The organism is Mesorhizobium sp. L-2-11 (assembly GCF_016756595.1).
Lineage (GTDB): Bacteria > Pseudomonadota > Alphaproteobacteria > Rhizobiales > Rhizobiaceae > Mesorhizobium.
In genome coordinates this window covers 4,038,343-4,051,919 of record NZ_AP023257.1, presented here as the reverse complement: position 1 = coordinate 4,051,919, position 13,577 = coordinate 4,038,343, and the positions used below count along the sequence as shown (strand labels likewise).

The following is a 13,577-nucleotide window of genomic DNA, read 5'->3' as shown; positions in this document are numbered from 1 at the left end:
CGATTGTGCAAAATGAAAGGCTAAGGCGATGTAATCCAATTATTTGGATAGCAAAGCAGCTATAGGTTAGCTTGAAACTGGAAAGCTTGTCGGCCCTCATGAAAAAACAACTCGTTTCATTCCGTGACTTTTTGAAGACCGGCACTTTGGGGCCTGTGTCCCCCGGTATGAAAATGATCGAAATTGCCAAAGAGCTTGGTGCGCCGGACGGCTGGCTGACCGAGTATGCGGAGACGGTGCCCGATTATTGGTTTTATGGGAAGCTTGAGGTCTCGTTTGACAAAGACCCGCCATACGAATTGGATTGGTTTCAGATCGAAGATGTGCACGCCATTCGCGGCAACACCGAACGCATAACGGACCAATTTGCTCTTTCGATGGATGGGTTCAACAGCAGAACAAAGCCATCGGAATTCCTGGCTGCGAGCCTGTGGACACCAGAAGAAGCTATGGTCTTCTACACCGCATCGAGGGACTACATCGAGCTGAACATCTGCGCGGGTTCCATTCAGATTTATTTCCGCGTTGATACTGACTACATCGAAGATCGGGACGCCGAAAAATATCTGAAGGGCGTGACTGTGTCCCGATTGATATGCGATATCGATCACCGGACGGAGATCGATAGTATTTATTCCTATTCGCATCCCGCAATCGAGCAGATTACAAATGCGATTGATTGGAGGCCGATAGGCGGAAAAGATTACCTCAACTTTGCTCGGTAAGAGGTAGCCACTCCAACGAAAAGGGGCCCTCGGGCCCCTTAAACTCTCTCAGGAGAAACCGAAGCTTATGCGGCTGCGGCTTCCTCTTCGGCGCCTTCGGCCTCGATGCGGGCACGGTCGCCGGCGCCCTTGGCCGAAGTGTCGCGATCGACGAACTCGATGACCGCCATCGCGGCATTGTCGCCGTGGCGGAAGCCGGCCTTCATGATGCGCAGATAGCCGCCGTTGCGGGTAGCATAGCGCGGCGCGATCGTGTCGAACAGGCGCTTGACGACGCCTTCATTACCGATCTGGGCAATCACCTGGCGGCGGGCGTGCAGGTCGCCGCGCTTGCCGAGCGTCACCAGCTTCTCGACGATCGGACGCAGATCCTTCGCCTTCGGCAAGGTGGTGAGGATCTGCTCATGCTCGATGAGCGACACGGCAAGGTTGGCAAACATCGACTTGCGGTGGCTTATGCTGCGGGCGAACCGGCGGCCTTTAAATCCGTGGCGCATGGCTCTTCTCCTGGTGTTGTGGGCGGTTGGCCCGGCTGTTTCGTTTTGTGAATGGTCAATAGTGAATGGTGAATGGAAGCTCTCCGAAGTCGCCGACCGGCGACCATTCACCATTTCACCATTCTCAATTCACCGGTCAGTATTGATCTTCGTAACGCTTGGCGAGGTCTTCGATGTTTTCCGGCGGCCAATCCGGCACTTCCATGCCGAGGTGCAGGCCCATCGCCGCCAAAACTTCCTTGATCTCGTTCAGCGACTTGCGGCCGAAGTTCGGGGTGCGCAGCATCTCGGCTTCGGTCTTCTGGATCAGGTCGCCGATATAGACGATGTTGTCGTTCTTCAGGCAGTTGGCCGAACGCACCGAAAGCTCGAGCTCGTCGACCTTCTTGAGCAGCGCCGGGTTGAAGGCAAGTTCGGTCACCTGCTCGGCGGCGACTTCCTTCTGCGGCTCGTCGAAATTGACGAACAGGCCAAGCTGGTCCTGCAGGATGCGGGCGGCGAAAGCCACCGCGTCCTCGCCCGAGATCGAACCGTCAGTGTCGATCGTCATGGTCAGCTTGTCATAGTCGAGAACCTGGCCCTCGCGGGTGTTCTCGACCTTGTAGGAGACCTTCTTGACCGGCGAGTAGAGGCTGTCGACCGGGATGAGGCCGATCGGCGCGTCTTCGGCGCGATTGCGGTCAGCCGGAACGTAGCCCTTGCCGGTATCGACGGTGAACTCCATGCGGATTTCAGCGCCCTCGTCCAGCGTGCAGATGACGTGGTCGGGATTGAGGATCTCGACGTCGCCGACCGTCTGGATGTCGCCGGCGAGAACAGCGCCCGGTCCCTGCTTGCGCACGACCATGCGCTTGGGGCCGTCACCTTCCATGCGGATGGCGATTTCCTTGATGTTCAAGACGATGTCGGTCACGTCCTCGCGCACGCCGGCGATCGACGAGAATTCATGCAGAACGCCGTCGATCTGCACGGCGGTCACAGCCGCGCCGCGCAGCGAAGACAGAAGCACGCGACGCAGCGCGTTGCCGAGGGTCAGGCCAAAGCCGCGCTCGAGCGGCTCGGCGACCAGCGTGGTCAGCGTCTTCTTCTTCGACGAGAACTCGATCTTGTTCGGCTTGATCAGTTCCTGCCAATTTTTCTGGATCATAATGCTTTCCTTCCGTTGACCCGCCACCATCCAATCGTGGCGGGCGACCTGGAATGCCGTGGAGGAACGCTCCTGGCGTTCGCGCGGCGTTCGGTATTCTTTAGACGCGGCGCTTCTTGCGCGGGCGGCAGCCATTGTGCGGGATCGGCGTCACATCACGGATCGAGGTGATGGTGAAGCCGGCGGCCTGCAATGCGCGCAGCGCCGATTCACGACCGGAGCCTGGTCCGCAGACCTCGACCTCAAGCATGCGCATGCCGTGTTCCTGGGCCTTCTTGGCAACGTCCTCGGCCGCCATCTGGGCAGCGAACGGGGTCGACTTGCGAGATCCCTTGAAGCCCTGGGCTCCCGCCGACGACCAGGCAATCGAATTGCCCTGCGCGTCGGTGATGGTGATCATCGTGTTGTTGAAGGTCGAGTTGACGTGGGCAACGCCCGACGAGATATTCTTGCGTTCGCGACGGCGAACACGTGTGGCTTCCTTGGCCATGATGGTCCTTTCAGTTGATCTCTACACCGCCGTAATGCCAGCGGCTCCACCAGGGAGAAGGCAGTAGGGGAGTACGGCAGTAGGGCAGTATGTCTGCCGATCCTATTGCCTTACTGCCCTACTCCCGTACTGCCCTAAATTACTTCTTCTTGCCGGCGATCGACTTGGCCGGGCCCTTGCGGGTGCGCGCATTGGTGTGCGTGCGCTGGCCGCGAACCGGCAGCGAGCGGCGATGACGCAGGCCGCGATAGCAGCCGAGGTCCATGAGCCGCTTGATGTTCATCGACACTTCGCGGCGCAGATCGCCCTCGACCTGGTAGTCACGGTCGATCGTCTCGCGGATCTGCAGCACTTCCGCGTCGGTCAACTGGTTGACGCGGCGCTCGGCCGGGATGCCGACCTTGTCGACGATCTCCTGGGCGAAGCTCTTGCCAATGCCGTGAATGTACTGAAGCGCAATGACGACGCGCTTGTTGGTCGGAATGTTGACGCCGGCTATACGAGCCATGTTCTTCTCTTCTCCATGTGGGCCGGACAAGCCGGCGCTATCAAAGTTGCCCCGCGTCCGGTGGAGGCCGGCCCATGCGGGAGTTTCCAGTTCAAAGCGGCCGCCTTGCCCTTGCGGGCAAGCAAGCCTCATGCCTGATAGGAAGACGGGCCGCCATACCCCAGCGAACCGCTCCAGTCAAGCGTAATCGTTTATTTTGCGTACGCAGACCCGTGGGCCGCCGCTGGGGTCGCAGCCGTGAGCACCGCTTCGATCTGCCGCGTCACCGCATCGATGTCGGCCATGCCGTCGACACCTCTGAGCTTGCCCTTGGCATAGTAGTAGCCGATCAGCGGCGACGTTTTCTTGTAGTATTCCTTCAGGCGCTCTTCGAACACCGCCGGATTGTCGTCCTTGCGCACCGGCAGACCCGCGGCCTTGGCCTCTTCGGCGCGCTTGCCGATTCGACCAACCAGCGCCTTGTCGTCGACGACAAGTTCGATGACGGCGTCGAGAGTGAGGCGGCGTTCCGAGAGCATCGATTCAACCGCGTCCGCCTGCACCAGGGTTCGCGGATATCCATCAAGGATGAATCCCCCGGCGCAATCGGCCTGATCGATACGCTCGGCGACGATGGCGTTGACGATGGCGTCGGAAACCAGTTCGCCAGCATCCATCACCGCCTTGGCCCGTTTGCCGACTTCGGTGCCGGCCTGGACAGCAGCGCGCAGCATATCGCCCGTGGAGAGTTGCGGTATGCCGTATTTTTCTACCAGTCTTTGTGCTTGCGTCCCCTTGCCCGCCCCTGGCGGCCCAAGCAATATCAACCTCATCTGGCCTTCTTCCCCCCGCGCAGCTTCGACTTCTTGATCAGGCCCTCATACTGGTGCGCGATCAGGTGACCCTGAATCTGCGCCACCGTGTCGAGCGTTACACTGACGACGATCAGAAGCGATGTGCCACCGAGGTAGAATGGTACGCCAGTCGCTGAAATCAGGAACTCGGGCAGCAGACACACCAGCACCAGATAAATGGCGCCGACGACAGTGATGCGGGTAAGGACATAGTCGATGTAATCGGCGGTGCGCTCGCCCGGACGGTAGCCCGGAATGAAACCCGAATGCTTCTTGAGCTGGTCGGCGGTGTCCTTCGGGTTGAAGACGATCGCCGTATAGAAGAAGGCGAAAAACACGATCATCGCCGCATAGAACGCCATGTAGAGCGGCTGGCCATGTCCGAGCGCCGCCAGCACGGTGCTGGCCCAGGCTGGCATCTCGGTCGTCTGCGAGAAGCCGGCGACCGTCGCCGGCAGCAACAGCAGCGAAGAGGCGAAGATCGGCGGAATGACGCCGGCGGTGTTGAGCTTGAGCGGCAGGTGCGAGGTGTCGCCCTGGAACATGCGGTTGCCGACCTGGCGCTTTGGGTACTGGATCAGCAGGCGACGCTGGGCGCGCTCGAAGAACACGATCAGCGCAATGACGACGACGGCAAGAACGATGATCGCCAGGATCAGGCCGGTCGACAGCGCGCCGGTGCGGCCAAGTTCCAGCGTGCCGGAGATGGCTTGCGGCAGGCCGGCGACGATGCCGGCAAAGATGATCAGCGAAATGCCGTTGCCGATGCCGCGGGCGGTGATCTGCTCGCCGAGCCACATCAGGAACATGGTGCCGCCGACCAGCGTGATGACGGTCGAGATGCGGAAGAACATGCCGGGATCGGTGACGATGCCGTTGCCGCCTTCCAGTCCGACCGCAATGCCGTAGGCCTGGACCAGCGCCAAAAGCACGGTGCCGTAGCGGGTATACTGGTTGATGACCTTGCGACCCTGCTCGCCTTCCTTCTTCAGCGCCTCCAGTGACGGGATGACGGAGGTCATCAGCTGCATGATGATGGAAGCGGAGATATAAGGCATGATGCCGAGGGCAAAGATCGCCATGCGCTCGACGGCGCCACCGGCGAACATGTTGAACATGCCAAGCACGCCCTTGCTCTGCGACGAGAAAGCCTGGGCGAAAGCGTCGGGATTGATGCCGGGCAGCGGGATATAGGTGCCGAGGCGGTAGACCAGCAGCGCGCCAAGGGTGAACCAGATGCGCTTCTTCAGGTCCTCCGCCTTGGCGAAGGCCGAGAAATTCAGATTCGAGGCTAGTTGTTCAGCAGCCGAAGCCATGCCTGATTCTCCGCTTGGTCACGCTCGATGGCCCGCAACTCAGGCGGCGCGTGTCACCGAAGCTCACGAGATAAGCTCCGGACTGCAAACATGCAAGCGGCCGCGTTGACGCGGCCGCCATATTGAGCGGATCAAAGCGCAATCAAAAGCGAAACGTGTCCCACCTCTGGCGATCGCGCTTCAAATCGCCGTTACTCGGCTGCTGCCTTTTCCGGCAGCTTCACCGAACCGCCGGCCTTTTCGATCTTCTCGATGGCAGCCTTGGAGGCGCCGGCCACGTCGAAGGCAAGCTTCGACTTGATCTCACCGTCGGAGAGGATGCGCACACCGTCCTTGACGCGGCGGATGACGCCGGCCGCGACCAGCGCTTCGGCGGTCACGATCGTCTTGGCATCGAGCTTCTTGGCATCGAGCGCGGCCTGGATGCGGGCCAGCGACACGACGGTAAAGCTCTTGGCGAAGATGTTGTTGAAGCCACGCTTCGGCAAGCGCCGATAGAGCGGCATCTGGCCACCCTCGAAGCCGTTGACGGCGACGCCGGAGCGCGCCTTCTGGCCCTTGACGCCGCGACCGGCGGTCTTGCCCGAGCCGGAACCGATGCCTCGGCCGAGACGCTTCCTGGAATGCGTCGCGCCGTCCTTGTCACGCAGATCGTTGAGTTTCATCTGAGTTCTCCTGCGCTCTGGTTCAGCCCTCGTCCACGACGCGGACGAGATGCTGGACGGCAGCGATCATGCCGCGCACCGAGGGAGTGTCCTCCAGCGTGCGCTGCTTGTGCATCTTGTTGAGGCCGAGGCCGACCAGCGTCGCGCGCTGCTCCTTCGGCCGGCGGATCGGCGAACCGATCTGCTCGACGGTGATGGTCTTGGTTGCTTTCTTGGCCATGGTCAAAATCCCTGGTCAGCGCGACTATTCTTCGGCCGCAACGGCGGTGCCGCGGCGGGCCTGAAGGGTCGAATACTTGATGCCGCGCGCGGCAGCCACATCCTTGGGATGCATCTGGCTCTTCAGCGCGTCGAAGGTGGCGCGAACCATGTTGTAGGGGTTCGACGAACCCATCGACTTGGCGACCACGTCATGCATGCCGAGCGTCTCGAAAACGGCGCGCATCGGGCCGCCGGCGATGATGCCGGTACCCTGCTTGGCAGCGCGCAGCAGGACGCGTCCGGCACCCCAGCGTCCTTCGACGTCGTGATGCAGCGTGCGGCCCGAGCGCAGCGGCACGAAGATCATGTCGCGCTTGGCCGATTCGGTCGCCTTGCGGATCGCCTCCGGCACCTCGCGCGCCTTGCCGTGACCGAAGCCGACGCGGCCCTTCTGGTCGCCGACGACGACGAGTGCTGCAAAGCCGAAGCGCCGGCCGCCCTTGACGACCTTAGCGACGCGGTTGATGTGGACAAGCTTGTCCACCATGCCGTCGTCGCGCTCTTCGCGATCACGGCCGCGGCCGCCATCCCTACGTTCCTGTGCCATATCCTGTTCCTTGTTTTTTTCCGGAAGCACGGTTGATGATGATATCCGGTTCCCTCTGTGGGTTGCCGGGAGCGAAACTCATTTTTCCCTTCGCATGATCTTATCCGAAAAGTCTGCAACTTTTTGCTGCGCAAACCTCCGGTTCGGGATCATGCTTTAGAAACTCAAGCCACCTTCACGGGCAGCCTCGGCCAGCGCCTTGACGCGGCCGTGATAGATGTACGGTCCGCGGTCGAAGACGACTTCCTTGACGCCGGCCTTCGCAGCGCGCTCGGCAATCAGCTTGCCGATTGCCGCAGCGGCGGCAGTGTCGGCACCGGTCTTGAGCGAACCCTTGAGGTCCTTCTCCAGCGTCGAGGCGGCAACGATGGTGTGGCCCCTGGCGTCGTCGATGACCTGGACGTAGATGTTCTTCGACGTGCGGTGGACCGACAGACGCGGACGCTCGCCGGCGACCTTCTTGATCTGGCGGCGGACGCGCTGAGCGCGGCGTTGGGTGGAGTCTTTCGAGCCCATGATGTCAGTTCCTTGCCTTCAAAAAACGGGGGCAACCCTGTGCGGTAGGACAAGCCTCCCGCGACCGCTCCCCGCGGCGTTGATTTGCGGTGAATGGTGAATGGAAAAATGGTGAATGGTAGAAGCCAAGTGCCGACCGGCTCCTGCTCTATCCTACTGCCATTTTACCATTCACCATTCACCATTGACGAAGTTACTTCTTCTTGCCTTCCTTGCGGACGATCTTCTCGCCAGCGTAACGAACGCCCTTGCCCTTGTAGGGCTCGGGACCGCGATATTCGCGGATTTCGGCAGCAACCTGACCGACCTTCTGCTTGTCGATGCCGGTCACGGTGATTTCCGTCGGCTTCGGCACGGTGATGGTGATGTCCTGCGGCGTTTCGTAGACGACGTCGTGGCTGAAGCCGAGCGCCAGCTGCAGGTTCTTGCCCTGCATGGCGGCGCGATAGCCGACTCCGGTGATCTCGAGCTTCTTTTCGAAACCGTCCTTGACGCCCTGCAGAATATTGACGATCTGCGTGCGCGACATGCCCCATTTGGAACGGGCGGTCTTGCTCTGGTCGCGTGGCTGGACCGCGATCTCGCTACCTTCCATCTTGACCAGCACTTCGTCGTTGACCACGAATTTCAGCTCACCCTTGGGGCCCTTCGCCGTGACGGTCTGGCCGTCGACGGTCGCGGTCACGCCCTGCGGCAGCGAAACGGGTTTCTTTCCAATACGAGACATTTTGTTGTCCTCGTCACTTCTCTTGTTTCAGGTCTCTGTTTTCGAACATGCGTTCGAAAACCGGATTCCACGTTCCGGGATCACGCCGCAGATCAGAAGATCTGGCAGAGGATTTCCCCGCCGACATTCTGTTCACGCGCTTCGTGGTCGGCCATCACGCCCTTCGGTGTCGAAAGGATGGCGATGCCGAGGCCGTTGGCGACGTGCGGGATCGACTTCGCCGAAACGTAAACGCGACGGCCCGGCTTCGAGACGCGGGCGATTTCGCGCACCACCGGCGCACCGTCGAAATACTTCAGCTCGATCTCGATTTCGGACTTGCCGTTGTCGAAGTCGGTCTGGCTGTAGTCGCGGATATAGCCTTCCGCCTTCAGCACGTCGAGGACGCGGGTGCGCAGGCGCGAGGCCGGCGTCGAAACGCTCGACTTCTTGCGGCCATAGGCGTTGCGGATGCGGGTCAGCATATCGCCGAGAGGATCGCTCAATGACATGTTATGTCCTCCTTACCAGCTCGACTTGACCAGGCCCGGGATCTGGCCGTTGTTGCCGAGATCACGAAGCGCGATGCGCGATACTTTGAGCTTGCGATAGTAGGCACGCGGACGTCCGGTGACTTCGCAGCGGTTGCGGATGCGGGTCTTGGCCGAGTTGCGCGGCAGTGCCGCAAGCTTCAGCTGAGCGCGGAAGCGCTCTTCCATCGGCTTGGACTGATCCATGATGATCGCCTTGAGCACCTTACGCTTGGCAGCGTACTGGTCCACAAGCTTGCGGCGCCTGTTGTTCTTCTCGACTGAGCTGGTCTTTGCCATTTCAGATTTTTCCTTTTCTCGCTGCCGTTACTGGCGGAAGGGGAAGTTGAAGGCCTTGAGCAATGCCCTGGCTTCGTCGTCCGTCTTCGCAGTCGTACAAACGATGACGTCCATGCCCCAGATCTGATCAACCTTGTCGTAGTTGATCTCCGGGAACACGATGTGTTCCTTGATGCCCATGGCATAGTTGCCACGGCCATCGAAGCTCTTCGGATTGAGTCCGCGGAAGTCGCGGACGCGCGGCAGCGCAATGTTCACCAGGCGGTCGAGGAACTCGTACATGCGTTCCTTGCGCAGCGTGACCTTGGCGCCGATCGGCATCTTTTCGCGGACCTTGAAGCCGGCGATCGAGTTGCGCGCATGGGTGACGACGGCCTTCTGGCCGGCGATCAGTGCAAGATCTTCCGCGGCGATCGAAGGCTTCTTCGAATCGCCGGTCGCCTCGCCGACGCCCATGTTCAGCACGATCTTGTCGATGCGCGGAACCTGCATCTCGTTCTCGTAGCCGAACTGCTCCTGCAGCGCCTTGCGGATGGTCTCGTTGTAGACCTGCTTGAGGCGCGGCGTGTTCTGGGCAGTCGCCTGCTTGGTTTGAGCCTTAGCCATTGATGACTTCTCCCGAGCGCTTGGCGACGCGCACCTTCTTGCCGTCCTTCTGGAAGATGAAGCCGACGCGGGTCGGCTTGCCATCCTTGGGGTCGGCCAGCGCGATGTTCGACAGCTGGATCGGCGCTTCCTTGGTGATGATCCCGCCCTCTTGGGACTGGGACTGCTTCTGGTGACGACGGATCATGTTGACGCCGCGCACCAGCGCGGTGTCTTCCTTCGGCTGTACCGAAAGGACTTCGCCCGAACGGCCCTTGTCCTTGCCGGCCAGCACGACGACCTTGTCGCCTTTTCTAATCTTCTGCATTGGTCCGGCTCCTTACAGCACTTCAGGCGCGAGCGAGATGATCTTCATGTGGTTCTTGGCGCGGAGTTCGCGCGGAACCGGTCCGAAGATACGCGTGCCGATCGGCTCTTTCTTGTTGTCGACGAGAACGGCCGCGTTCTTGTCGAAACGGATCACGCTGCCGTCCGGGCGGCGGATGTCCTTGGCCGTGCGAACCACGACCGCCTTCATCACATCGCCCTTCTTGACGCGGCCGCGCGGGATGGCTTCCTTGATCGACACCACGATGATGTCGCCCACGGAAGCGTATTTCCGCTTCGAGCCGCCCAGCACCTTGATGCACATGACACGACGGGCGCCGGAATTATCCGCGACGTCGAGGTTTGTTTGCATCTGAATCATGACTGGCCGCCTTCTTCTCTTCTAACGGGACGGGCTCAAAGCCCCTCCCCGGTCTGTCCAAAATTCGTTGTTTACGCCTGGTCCGAAGACACGACGGTCCAGCGTTTGTCCTTGGAAATCGGCTTCGATTCCTGGATGAACACCTGATCGCCGACCTTGTGGGCGTTGTTCTCGTCGTGCGCCTTGTACTTCTTGGTCATGCGCACGGTCTTCTTCATCACGGGATGCGTGAAGCGCCGTTCGACCTTGACGACAACCGTCTTCTCGTTCTTGTCGCTGACGACGGTGCCCTGCAGAATGCGCTTTGGCATGGTTTTCGTCCTTAAGCCTTCTTAGCCGCGGATTTTTCCGCAGCGATGGTCTTGATACGCGCAATGTCCTTGCGGACCTGCTTCACGCGCGCGGTCTTCTCGAGCTGGCCGGTGGCCTTCTGGAAGCGCAGGTTGAACTGCTCCTTCTTCAGGCTGGCCAATTCGTCGGTCAGCTGGTCCTGGGTCTTGGTCCGGATGTCTTCGGCTTTCATGATCAGCCCGTCCTTATTCTGCGATGCGCTGTACGAAGCGCGTCCTGACCGAGAGCTTGGCCGCGCCGAGACGCAGCGCCTCACGGGCGGTTTCCTCGTTGACGCCGTCGATCTCGAACATGATGCGGCCGGGCTTGACGCGCGCCGCCCAGTAATCGACCGCGCCCTTGCCCTTGCCCATGCGGACTTCGGTCGGCTTCGACGTCACCGGCACGTCCGGGAAGATACGGATCCAGACGCGGCCGGCGCGCTTCATCTCGCGGGTGATCGCGCGGCGAGCCGCCTCGATCTCACGCGCGGTGACGCGGTTTGGCTCAAGCGCCTTCAGCCCGAAACCGCCGAAATCCAGATTGGTGCCACCCTTGGCGGCACCATGGATACGACCCTTGAACTGCTTGCGGAACTTTGTGCGCTTTGGCTGCAGCATCGTTCTAACTCCAAATTCTCAACTGTCTCAGGCGTTTTCGCGACGGCGACCGCGTTCGCGCTCACCACCACCGCCATGCGCATGATCGCCCTCGGTGGCCCGGCGCTCCGAAGCCATCGGGTCGTGCTCGAGGATTTCGCCCTTGAACACCCAGACCTTGACACCGCAGATGCCGTAGGCGGTGTGTGCTTCGGCCGTGCCGTAGTCGACGTCGGCGCGCAGCGTATGCAGCGGCACGCGACCTTCGCGATACCATTCCATGCGCGCGATCTCGGCGCCGCCGAGACGCCCGGCGCAGTTGATACGGATGCCTTCGGCACCGAGGCGCATCGCCGACTGCACGGCGCGCTTCATGGCGCGGCGGAATGCGATACGGCGCTCGAGCTGCTGGGCGATCGACTGGGCGACCAGCGTCGCGTCAATCTCGGGCTTGCGCACTTCGACGATGTTCAAATGCGTCTCGGACTTCGTCATCTCCATCAGCTTCCTGCGAAGCTTCTCGATGTCGGCGCCCTTCTTGCCGATGATCAGGCCCGGACGCGCCGCATGGATGGTGACGCGGCACTTCTTGTGCGGACGCTCGATCACGACCTTCGAAATCGCAGCCTGCTTGAGTTCCTTCTCAAGATACTTGCGGATCTTGATGTCCTCGTGCAGCAGCTTGCCGTACTCGCCGGTGTTGGCGAACCAGCGCGAATCCCAGGTCCGGTTGATGCCGAGACGCAGACCGATCGGATTGATTTTCTGGCCCATTATGCGGCCTCCACTTTTTCTTCGACTTCACGAACGACGATCGTGAGGTGCGAGAACGGCTTCTCGATACGGCTGGCGCGGCCACGGCCACGGGCATGGAACCGCTTCATGACGATCGACTTGCCGACATAGGCTTCCGCCACGATCAGCGCATCGACGTCGAGGTCGTGGTTGTTTTCCGCGTTGGCGATCGCCGATTCCAGCGTCTTCTTGACCGTGCCGGAAATCCGCTTGGCCGAGAATTCGAGATCGGAAAGCGCTGTCGCGACCTTCTTGCCGCGGATCAGCGCGGCAACCAGGTTCAGCTTCTGCGGGCTGATACGGATCGTGCGCAACACGGCGCGCGCTTCGTTGTCAGCAAGCCTGCGCGGAGCTTTGGCCTTGCCCATGATTATTTCCTCTTCGCCTTCTTATCCGCGCCGTGACCGTAATAGGTCCGGGTCGGAGCGAATTCACCGAACTTGTGGCCGACCATGTCCTCGTTCACCGAAACGGGAACGTGCTTCTGGCCGTTGTAGACACCGAAGGTGAAGCCGACGAACTGCGGCAGGATGGTGGAGCGACGGCTCCACATCTTGATCACCTCATTGCGACCACCTTCACGAACCTTGTCCACCTTCTTGAGAAGGTAGCCGTCAATGAAGGGGCCTTTCCAAATCGAACGAGTCACTTGGCGTTACCTCTTCTTAGCTCTTGCGCTGATGGCGCGAGCGCAGGATGAACTTGTCGGTCGCCTTATTGGACCGCGTCTTCTTGCCCTTGGTCGGCTTGCCCCAAGGCGAAACCGGATGGCGGCCACCCGAGGTGCGGCCTTCGCCGCCGCCATGCGGATGGTCGACCGGGTTCATGGTCACGCCGCGGTTGTGCGGACGTTTTCCCCGCCACACCGTCCGGCCTGCCTTGCCGTCATTGATGTTGCCGTGGTCCGGGTTGGACACGGCGCCGACAGTGGCCATGCACGAGCCGTGGACGACACGCTGCTCGCCCGAATTCAGGCGCAGGATCGCCATGCCCTGGTCGCGGCCGACGAGTTGGGCATAGCCGCCAGCCGAACGGGCAACCTGGGCGCCCTTGCCCGGCTTCAGCTCGATGTTGTGGACGATCGTGCCGACCGGCATCGAGGCCAGCGGCATCGCATTGCCCGGCTTCACGTCGACCGCTTCGCCGGCCACGATCTTGTCGCCGGCAGCAAGGCGCTGCGGAGCGATGATGTAGGACAGCTCGCCATCGTCATACTTGATCAGCGCGATGAAGGCGCTGCGGTTCGGATCGTATTCGATACGCTCGACCGTGCCGACAATGTCGAACTTGCGGCGCTTGAAGTCGATGATGCGGTACGTACGCTTGTGGCCGCCGCCGATGAAGCGCGCCGTGATGCGGCCGTAATTGTTGCGGCCGCCCGACTTGGTCAGGCCTTCGGTCAGGCCCTTGACGGGCTTGCCCTTGTAGAGCCCCGAGCGGTCGACGATGACCAGCTGGCGGGTGCTCGGCGTTATCGGGTTGAATTTTTTCAGTGCCATGTCAGTTGTCCTCGCGGTC

At 61.0% G+C, this 13,577-nt stretch carries 24 protein-coding genes; 1 reads left to right on the top strand and 23 read right to left on the bottom strand.

The features are described 5' to 3' along the window. The first annotated feature begins 71 nt into the window (after nt 1–71). Nucleotides 72–725 (top strand): hypothetical protein, encoded by a 654-nt coding sequence (locus JG739_RS19410; protein ID WP_202362963.1) that lies wholly within the window; start codon nt 72–74, stop codon nt 723–725. Nucleotides 726–790: 65 nt separating this feature from the next. Here the strand turns inward: JG739_RS19410 and rplQ are convergent, their stop codons facing one another. The 23 genes from rplQ to rplB form a co-directional block, all read right to left on the bottom strand. Then, nucleotides 791–1,222 (bottom strand): 50S ribosomal protein L17, encoded by a 432-nt coding sequence (gene rplQ / locus JG739_RS19405; RefSeq protein WP_077377576.1) that lies wholly within the window; start codon nt 1,220–1,222, stop codon nt 791–793. Between the two features lie 136 nt (nt 1,223–1,358). Beyond that, nucleotides 1,359–2,369: a DNA-directed RNA polymerase subunit alpha gene (locus JG739_RS19400; protein WP_023799278.1), complete on the bottom strand. Its 1,011-nt coding sequence runs from the start codon at nt 2,367–2,369 to the stop codon at nt 1,359–1,361. Nucleotides 2,370–2,469: 100 nt separating this feature from the next. Beyond that, complete coding sequence (gene rpsK, locus JG739_RS19395) at nt 2,470–2,859, bottom strand: 30S ribosomal protein S11 (RefSeq protein WP_023799279.1); 390 nt, start codon at nt 2,857–2,859, stop codon at nt 2,470–2,472. Nucleotides 2,860–2,998: 139 nt separating this feature from the next. After that, a complete protein-coding gene (gene rpsM, locus JG739_RS19390) occupies nt 2,999–3,367 on the bottom strand; it encodes a 30S ribosomal protein S13 (protein WP_023799280.1) in 369 nt (122 codons plus the stop codon). Between the two features lie 191 nt (nt 3,368–3,558). Then, complete coding sequence (locus JG739_RS19385; RefSeq protein ID WP_202362962.1) at nt 3,559–4,179, bottom strand: adenylate kinase; 621 nt, start codon at nt 4,177–4,179, stop codon at nt 3,559–3,561. After that, nucleotides 4,176–5,516, bottom strand: coding sequence for a preprotein translocase subunit SecY (gene secY / locus JG739_RS19380; RefSeq protein ID WP_202362961.1), 1,341 nt, complete (start codon nt 5,514–5,516; stop codon nt 4,176–4,178). Before secY ends, JG739_RS19385 begins: the two co-directional genes overlap by 4 nt. Before the next feature lie 191 nt (nt 5,517–5,707). Then, nucleotides 5,708–6,181: a 50S ribosomal protein L15 gene (gene rplO, locus JG739_RS19375; protein ID WP_202362960.1), complete on the bottom strand. Its 474-nt coding sequence runs from the start codon at nt 6,179–6,181 to the stop codon at nt 5,708–5,710. Between the two features lie 22 nt (nt 6,182–6,203). Continuing rightward, nucleotides 6,204–6,401 carry a 50S ribosomal protein L30 gene (gene rpmD, locus JG739_RS19370; RefSeq protein ID WP_006205449.1) on the bottom strand — a complete coding sequence of 66 codons (198 nt, stop codon included), beginning with the start codon at nt 6,399–6,401 and terminating at the stop codon, nt 6,204–6,206. A gap of 24 nt (nt 6,402–6,425) precedes the next feature. After that, entirely contained in the window at nt 6,426–6,989 is a 564-nt protein-coding gene (gene rpsE / locus JG739_RS19365) for a 30S ribosomal protein S5 (RefSeq protein WP_006333394.1), read from the bottom strand. Nucleotides 6,990–7,145: 156 nt separating this feature from the next. After that, nucleotides 7,146–7,505 carry a 50S ribosomal protein L18 gene (rplR, locus tag JG739_RS19360; RefSeq protein ID WP_202362959.1) on the bottom strand — a complete coding sequence of 120 codons (360 nt, stop codon included), beginning with the start codon at nt 7,503–7,505 and terminating at the stop codon, nt 7,146–7,148. Between the two features lie 193 nt (nt 7,506–7,698). Then, on the bottom strand, nt 7,699–8,232 hold the full coding sequence (rplF, locus tag JG739_RS19355; protein ID WP_126042425.1) for a 50S ribosomal protein L6: 534 nt from the start codon (nt 8,230–8,232) through the stop codon (nt 7,699–7,701). A gap of 92 nt (nt 8,233–8,324) precedes the next feature. Then, the gene (rpsH, locus tag JG739_RS19350) at nt 8,325–8,723 is read right to left on the bottom strand and encodes a 30S ribosomal protein S8 (RefSeq protein WP_006205453.1); all 399 of its coding nucleotides are present in this window, start codon (nt 8,721–8,723) and stop codon (nt 8,325–8,327) included. Nucleotides 8,724–8,735: 12 nt separating this feature from the next. Continuing rightward, nucleotides 8,736–9,041, bottom strand: coding sequence for a 30S ribosomal protein S14 (rpsN, locus tag JG739_RS19345; protein ID WP_128186828.1), 306 nt, complete (start codon nt 9,039–9,041; stop codon nt 8,736–8,738). Between the two features lie 27 nt (nt 9,042–9,068). Beyond that, nucleotides 9,069–9,647 carry a 50S ribosomal protein L5 gene (gene rplE, locus JG739_RS19340; protein ID WP_023799287.1) on the bottom strand — a complete coding sequence of 193 codons (579 nt, stop codon included), beginning with the start codon at nt 9,645–9,647 and terminating at the stop codon, nt 9,069–9,071. Continuing rightward, complete coding sequence (rplX, locus tag JG739_RS19335; protein WP_013531428.1) at nt 9,640–9,954, bottom strand: 50S ribosomal protein L24; 315 nt, start codon at nt 9,952–9,954, stop codon at nt 9,640–9,642. The genes rplE and rplX overlap by 8 nt, the downstream gene beginning before the upstream one ends. Nucleotides 9,955–9,966: 12 nt before the next feature. Next, nucleotides 9,967–10,335 (bottom strand): 50S ribosomal protein L14, encoded by a 369-nt coding sequence (rplN, locus tag JG739_RS19330; protein ID WP_006205457.1) that lies wholly within the window; start codon nt 10,333–10,335, stop codon nt 9,967–9,969. A gap of 71 nt (nt 10,336–10,406) precedes the next feature. Then, on the bottom strand, nt 10,407–10,646 hold the full coding sequence (gene rpsQ / locus JG739_RS19325; protein ID WP_023799288.1) for a 30S ribosomal protein S17: 240 nt from the start codon (nt 10,644–10,646) through the stop codon (nt 10,407–10,409). 11 nt (nt 10,647–10,657) lie between these two features. After that, nucleotides 10,658–10,858, bottom strand: a complete 201-nt coding sequence (gene rpmC, locus JG739_RS19320) for a 50S ribosomal protein L29 (protein WP_202362958.1) — start codon at nt 10,856–10,858, stop codon at nt 10,658–10,660. Nucleotides 10,859–10,871: 13 nt separating this feature from the next. Beyond that, the gene (gene rplP, locus JG739_RS19315) at nt 10,872–11,285 is read right to left on the bottom strand and encodes a 50S ribosomal protein L16 (protein ID WP_023799290.1); all 414 of its coding nucleotides are present in this window, start codon (nt 11,283–11,285) and stop codon (nt 10,872–10,874) included. Nucleotides 11,286–11,312: 27 nt separating this feature from the next. After that, on the bottom strand, nt 11,313–12,038 hold the full coding sequence (rpsC, locus tag JG739_RS19310) for a 30S ribosomal protein S3 (RefSeq protein ID WP_023799291.1): 726 nt from the start codon (nt 12,036–12,038) through the stop codon (nt 11,313–11,315). After that, complete coding sequence (gene rplV / locus JG739_RS19305; RefSeq protein WP_023799292.1) at nt 12,038–12,427, bottom strand: 50S ribosomal protein L22; 390 nt, start codon at nt 12,425–12,427, stop codon at nt 12,038–12,040. The genes rpsC and rplV overlap by 1 nt, the downstream gene beginning before the upstream one ends. Before the next feature lie 2 nt (nt 12,428–12,429). After that, on the bottom strand, nt 12,430–12,708 hold the full coding sequence (gene rpsS / locus JG739_RS19300) for a 30S ribosomal protein S19 (RefSeq protein ID WP_006205463.1): 279 nt from the start codon (nt 12,706–12,708) through the stop codon (nt 12,430–12,432). 16 nt (nt 12,709–12,724) lie between these two features. Continuing rightward, nucleotides 12,725–13,558, bottom strand: coding sequence for a 50S ribosomal protein L2 (rplB, locus tag JG739_RS19295; protein ID WP_029352208.1), 834 nt, complete (start codon nt 13,556–13,558; stop codon nt 12,725–12,727). Nucleotides 13,559–13,577: the final 19 nt, after the last annotated feature.

Coding starts and splice junctions, on each gene's coding strand:
- rplQ (WP_077377576.1), bottom strand. CDS start 1,222: ATGCGCCACGGATTTAAAGGCCGCCGGTTCGCCCGCAGCATAAGCCAC.
- JG739_RS19400 (WP_023799278.1), bottom strand. CDS start 2,369: ATGATCCAGAAAAATTGGCAGGAACTGATCAAGCCGAACAAGATCGAG.
- rpsK (WP_023799279.1), bottom strand. CDS start 2,859: ATGGCCAAGGAAGCCACACGTGTTCGCCGTCGCGAACGCAAGAATATC.
- rpsM (WP_023799280.1), bottom strand. CDS start 3,367: ATGGCTCGTATAGCCGGCGTCAACATTCCGACCAACAAGCGCGTCGTC.
- JG739_RS19385 (WP_202362962.1), bottom strand. CDS start 4,179: ATGAGGTTGATATTGCTTGGGCCGCCAGGGGCGGGCAAGGGGACGCAA.
- secY (WP_202362961.1), bottom strand. CDS start 5,516: ATGGCTTCGGCTGCTGAACAACTAGCCTCGAATCTGAATTTCTCGGCC.
- rplO (WP_202362960.1), bottom strand. CDS start 6,181: ATGAAACTCAACGATCTGCGTGACAAGGACGGCGCGACGCATTCCAGG.
- rpmD (WP_006205449.1), bottom strand. CDS start 6,401: ATGGCCAAGAAAGCAACCAAGACCATCACCGTCGAGCAGATCGGTTCG.
- rpsE (WP_006333394.1), bottom strand. CDS start 6,989: ATGGCACAGGAACGTAGGGATGGCGGCCGCGGCCGTGATCGCGAAGAG.
- rplR (WP_202362959.1), bottom strand. CDS start 7,505: ATGGGCTCGAAAGACTCCACCCAACGCCGCGCTCAGCGCGTCCGCCGC.
- rplF (WP_126042425.1), bottom strand. CDS start 8,232: ATGTCTCGTATTGGAAAGAAACCCGTTTCGCTGCCGCAGGGCGTGACC.
- rpsH (WP_006205453.1), bottom strand. CDS start 8,723: ATGTCATTGAGCGATCCTCTCGGCGATATGCTGACCCGCATCCGCAAC.
- rpsN (WP_128186828.1), bottom strand. CDS start 9,041: ATGGCAAAGACCAGCTCAGTCGAGAAGAACAACAGGCGCCGCAAGCTT.
- rplE (WP_023799287.1), bottom strand. CDS start 9,647: ATGGCTAAGGCTCAAACCAAGCAGGCGACTGCCCAGAACACGCCGCGC.
- rplX (WP_013531428.1), bottom strand. CDS start 9,954: ATGCAGAAGATTAGAAAAGGCGACAAGGTCGTCGTGCTGGCCGGCAAG.
- rplN (WP_006205457.1), bottom strand. CDS start 10,335: ATGATTCAGATGCAAACAAACCTCGACGTCGCGGATAATTCCGGCGCC.
- rpsQ (WP_023799288.1), bottom strand. CDS start 10,646: ATGCCAAAGCGCATTCTGCAGGGCACCGTCGTCAGCGACAAGAACGAG.
- rpmC (WP_202362958.1), bottom strand. CDS start 10,858: ATGAAAGCCGAAGACATCCGGACCAAGACCCAGGACCAGCTGACCGAC.
- rplP (WP_023799290.1), bottom strand. CDS start 11,285: ATGCTGCAGCCAAAGCGCACAAAGTTCCGCAAGCAGTTCAAGGGTCGT.
- rpsC (WP_023799291.1), bottom strand. CDS start 12,038: ATGGGCCAGAAAATCAATCCGATCGGTCTGCGTCTCGGCATCAACCGG.
- rplV (WP_023799292.1), bottom strand. CDS start 12,427: ATGGGCAAGGCCAAAGCTCCGCGCAGGCTTGCTGACAACGAAGCGCGC.
- rplB (WP_029352208.1), bottom strand. CDS start 13,558: ATGGCACTGAAAAAATTCAACCCGATAACGCCGAGCACCCGCCAGCTG.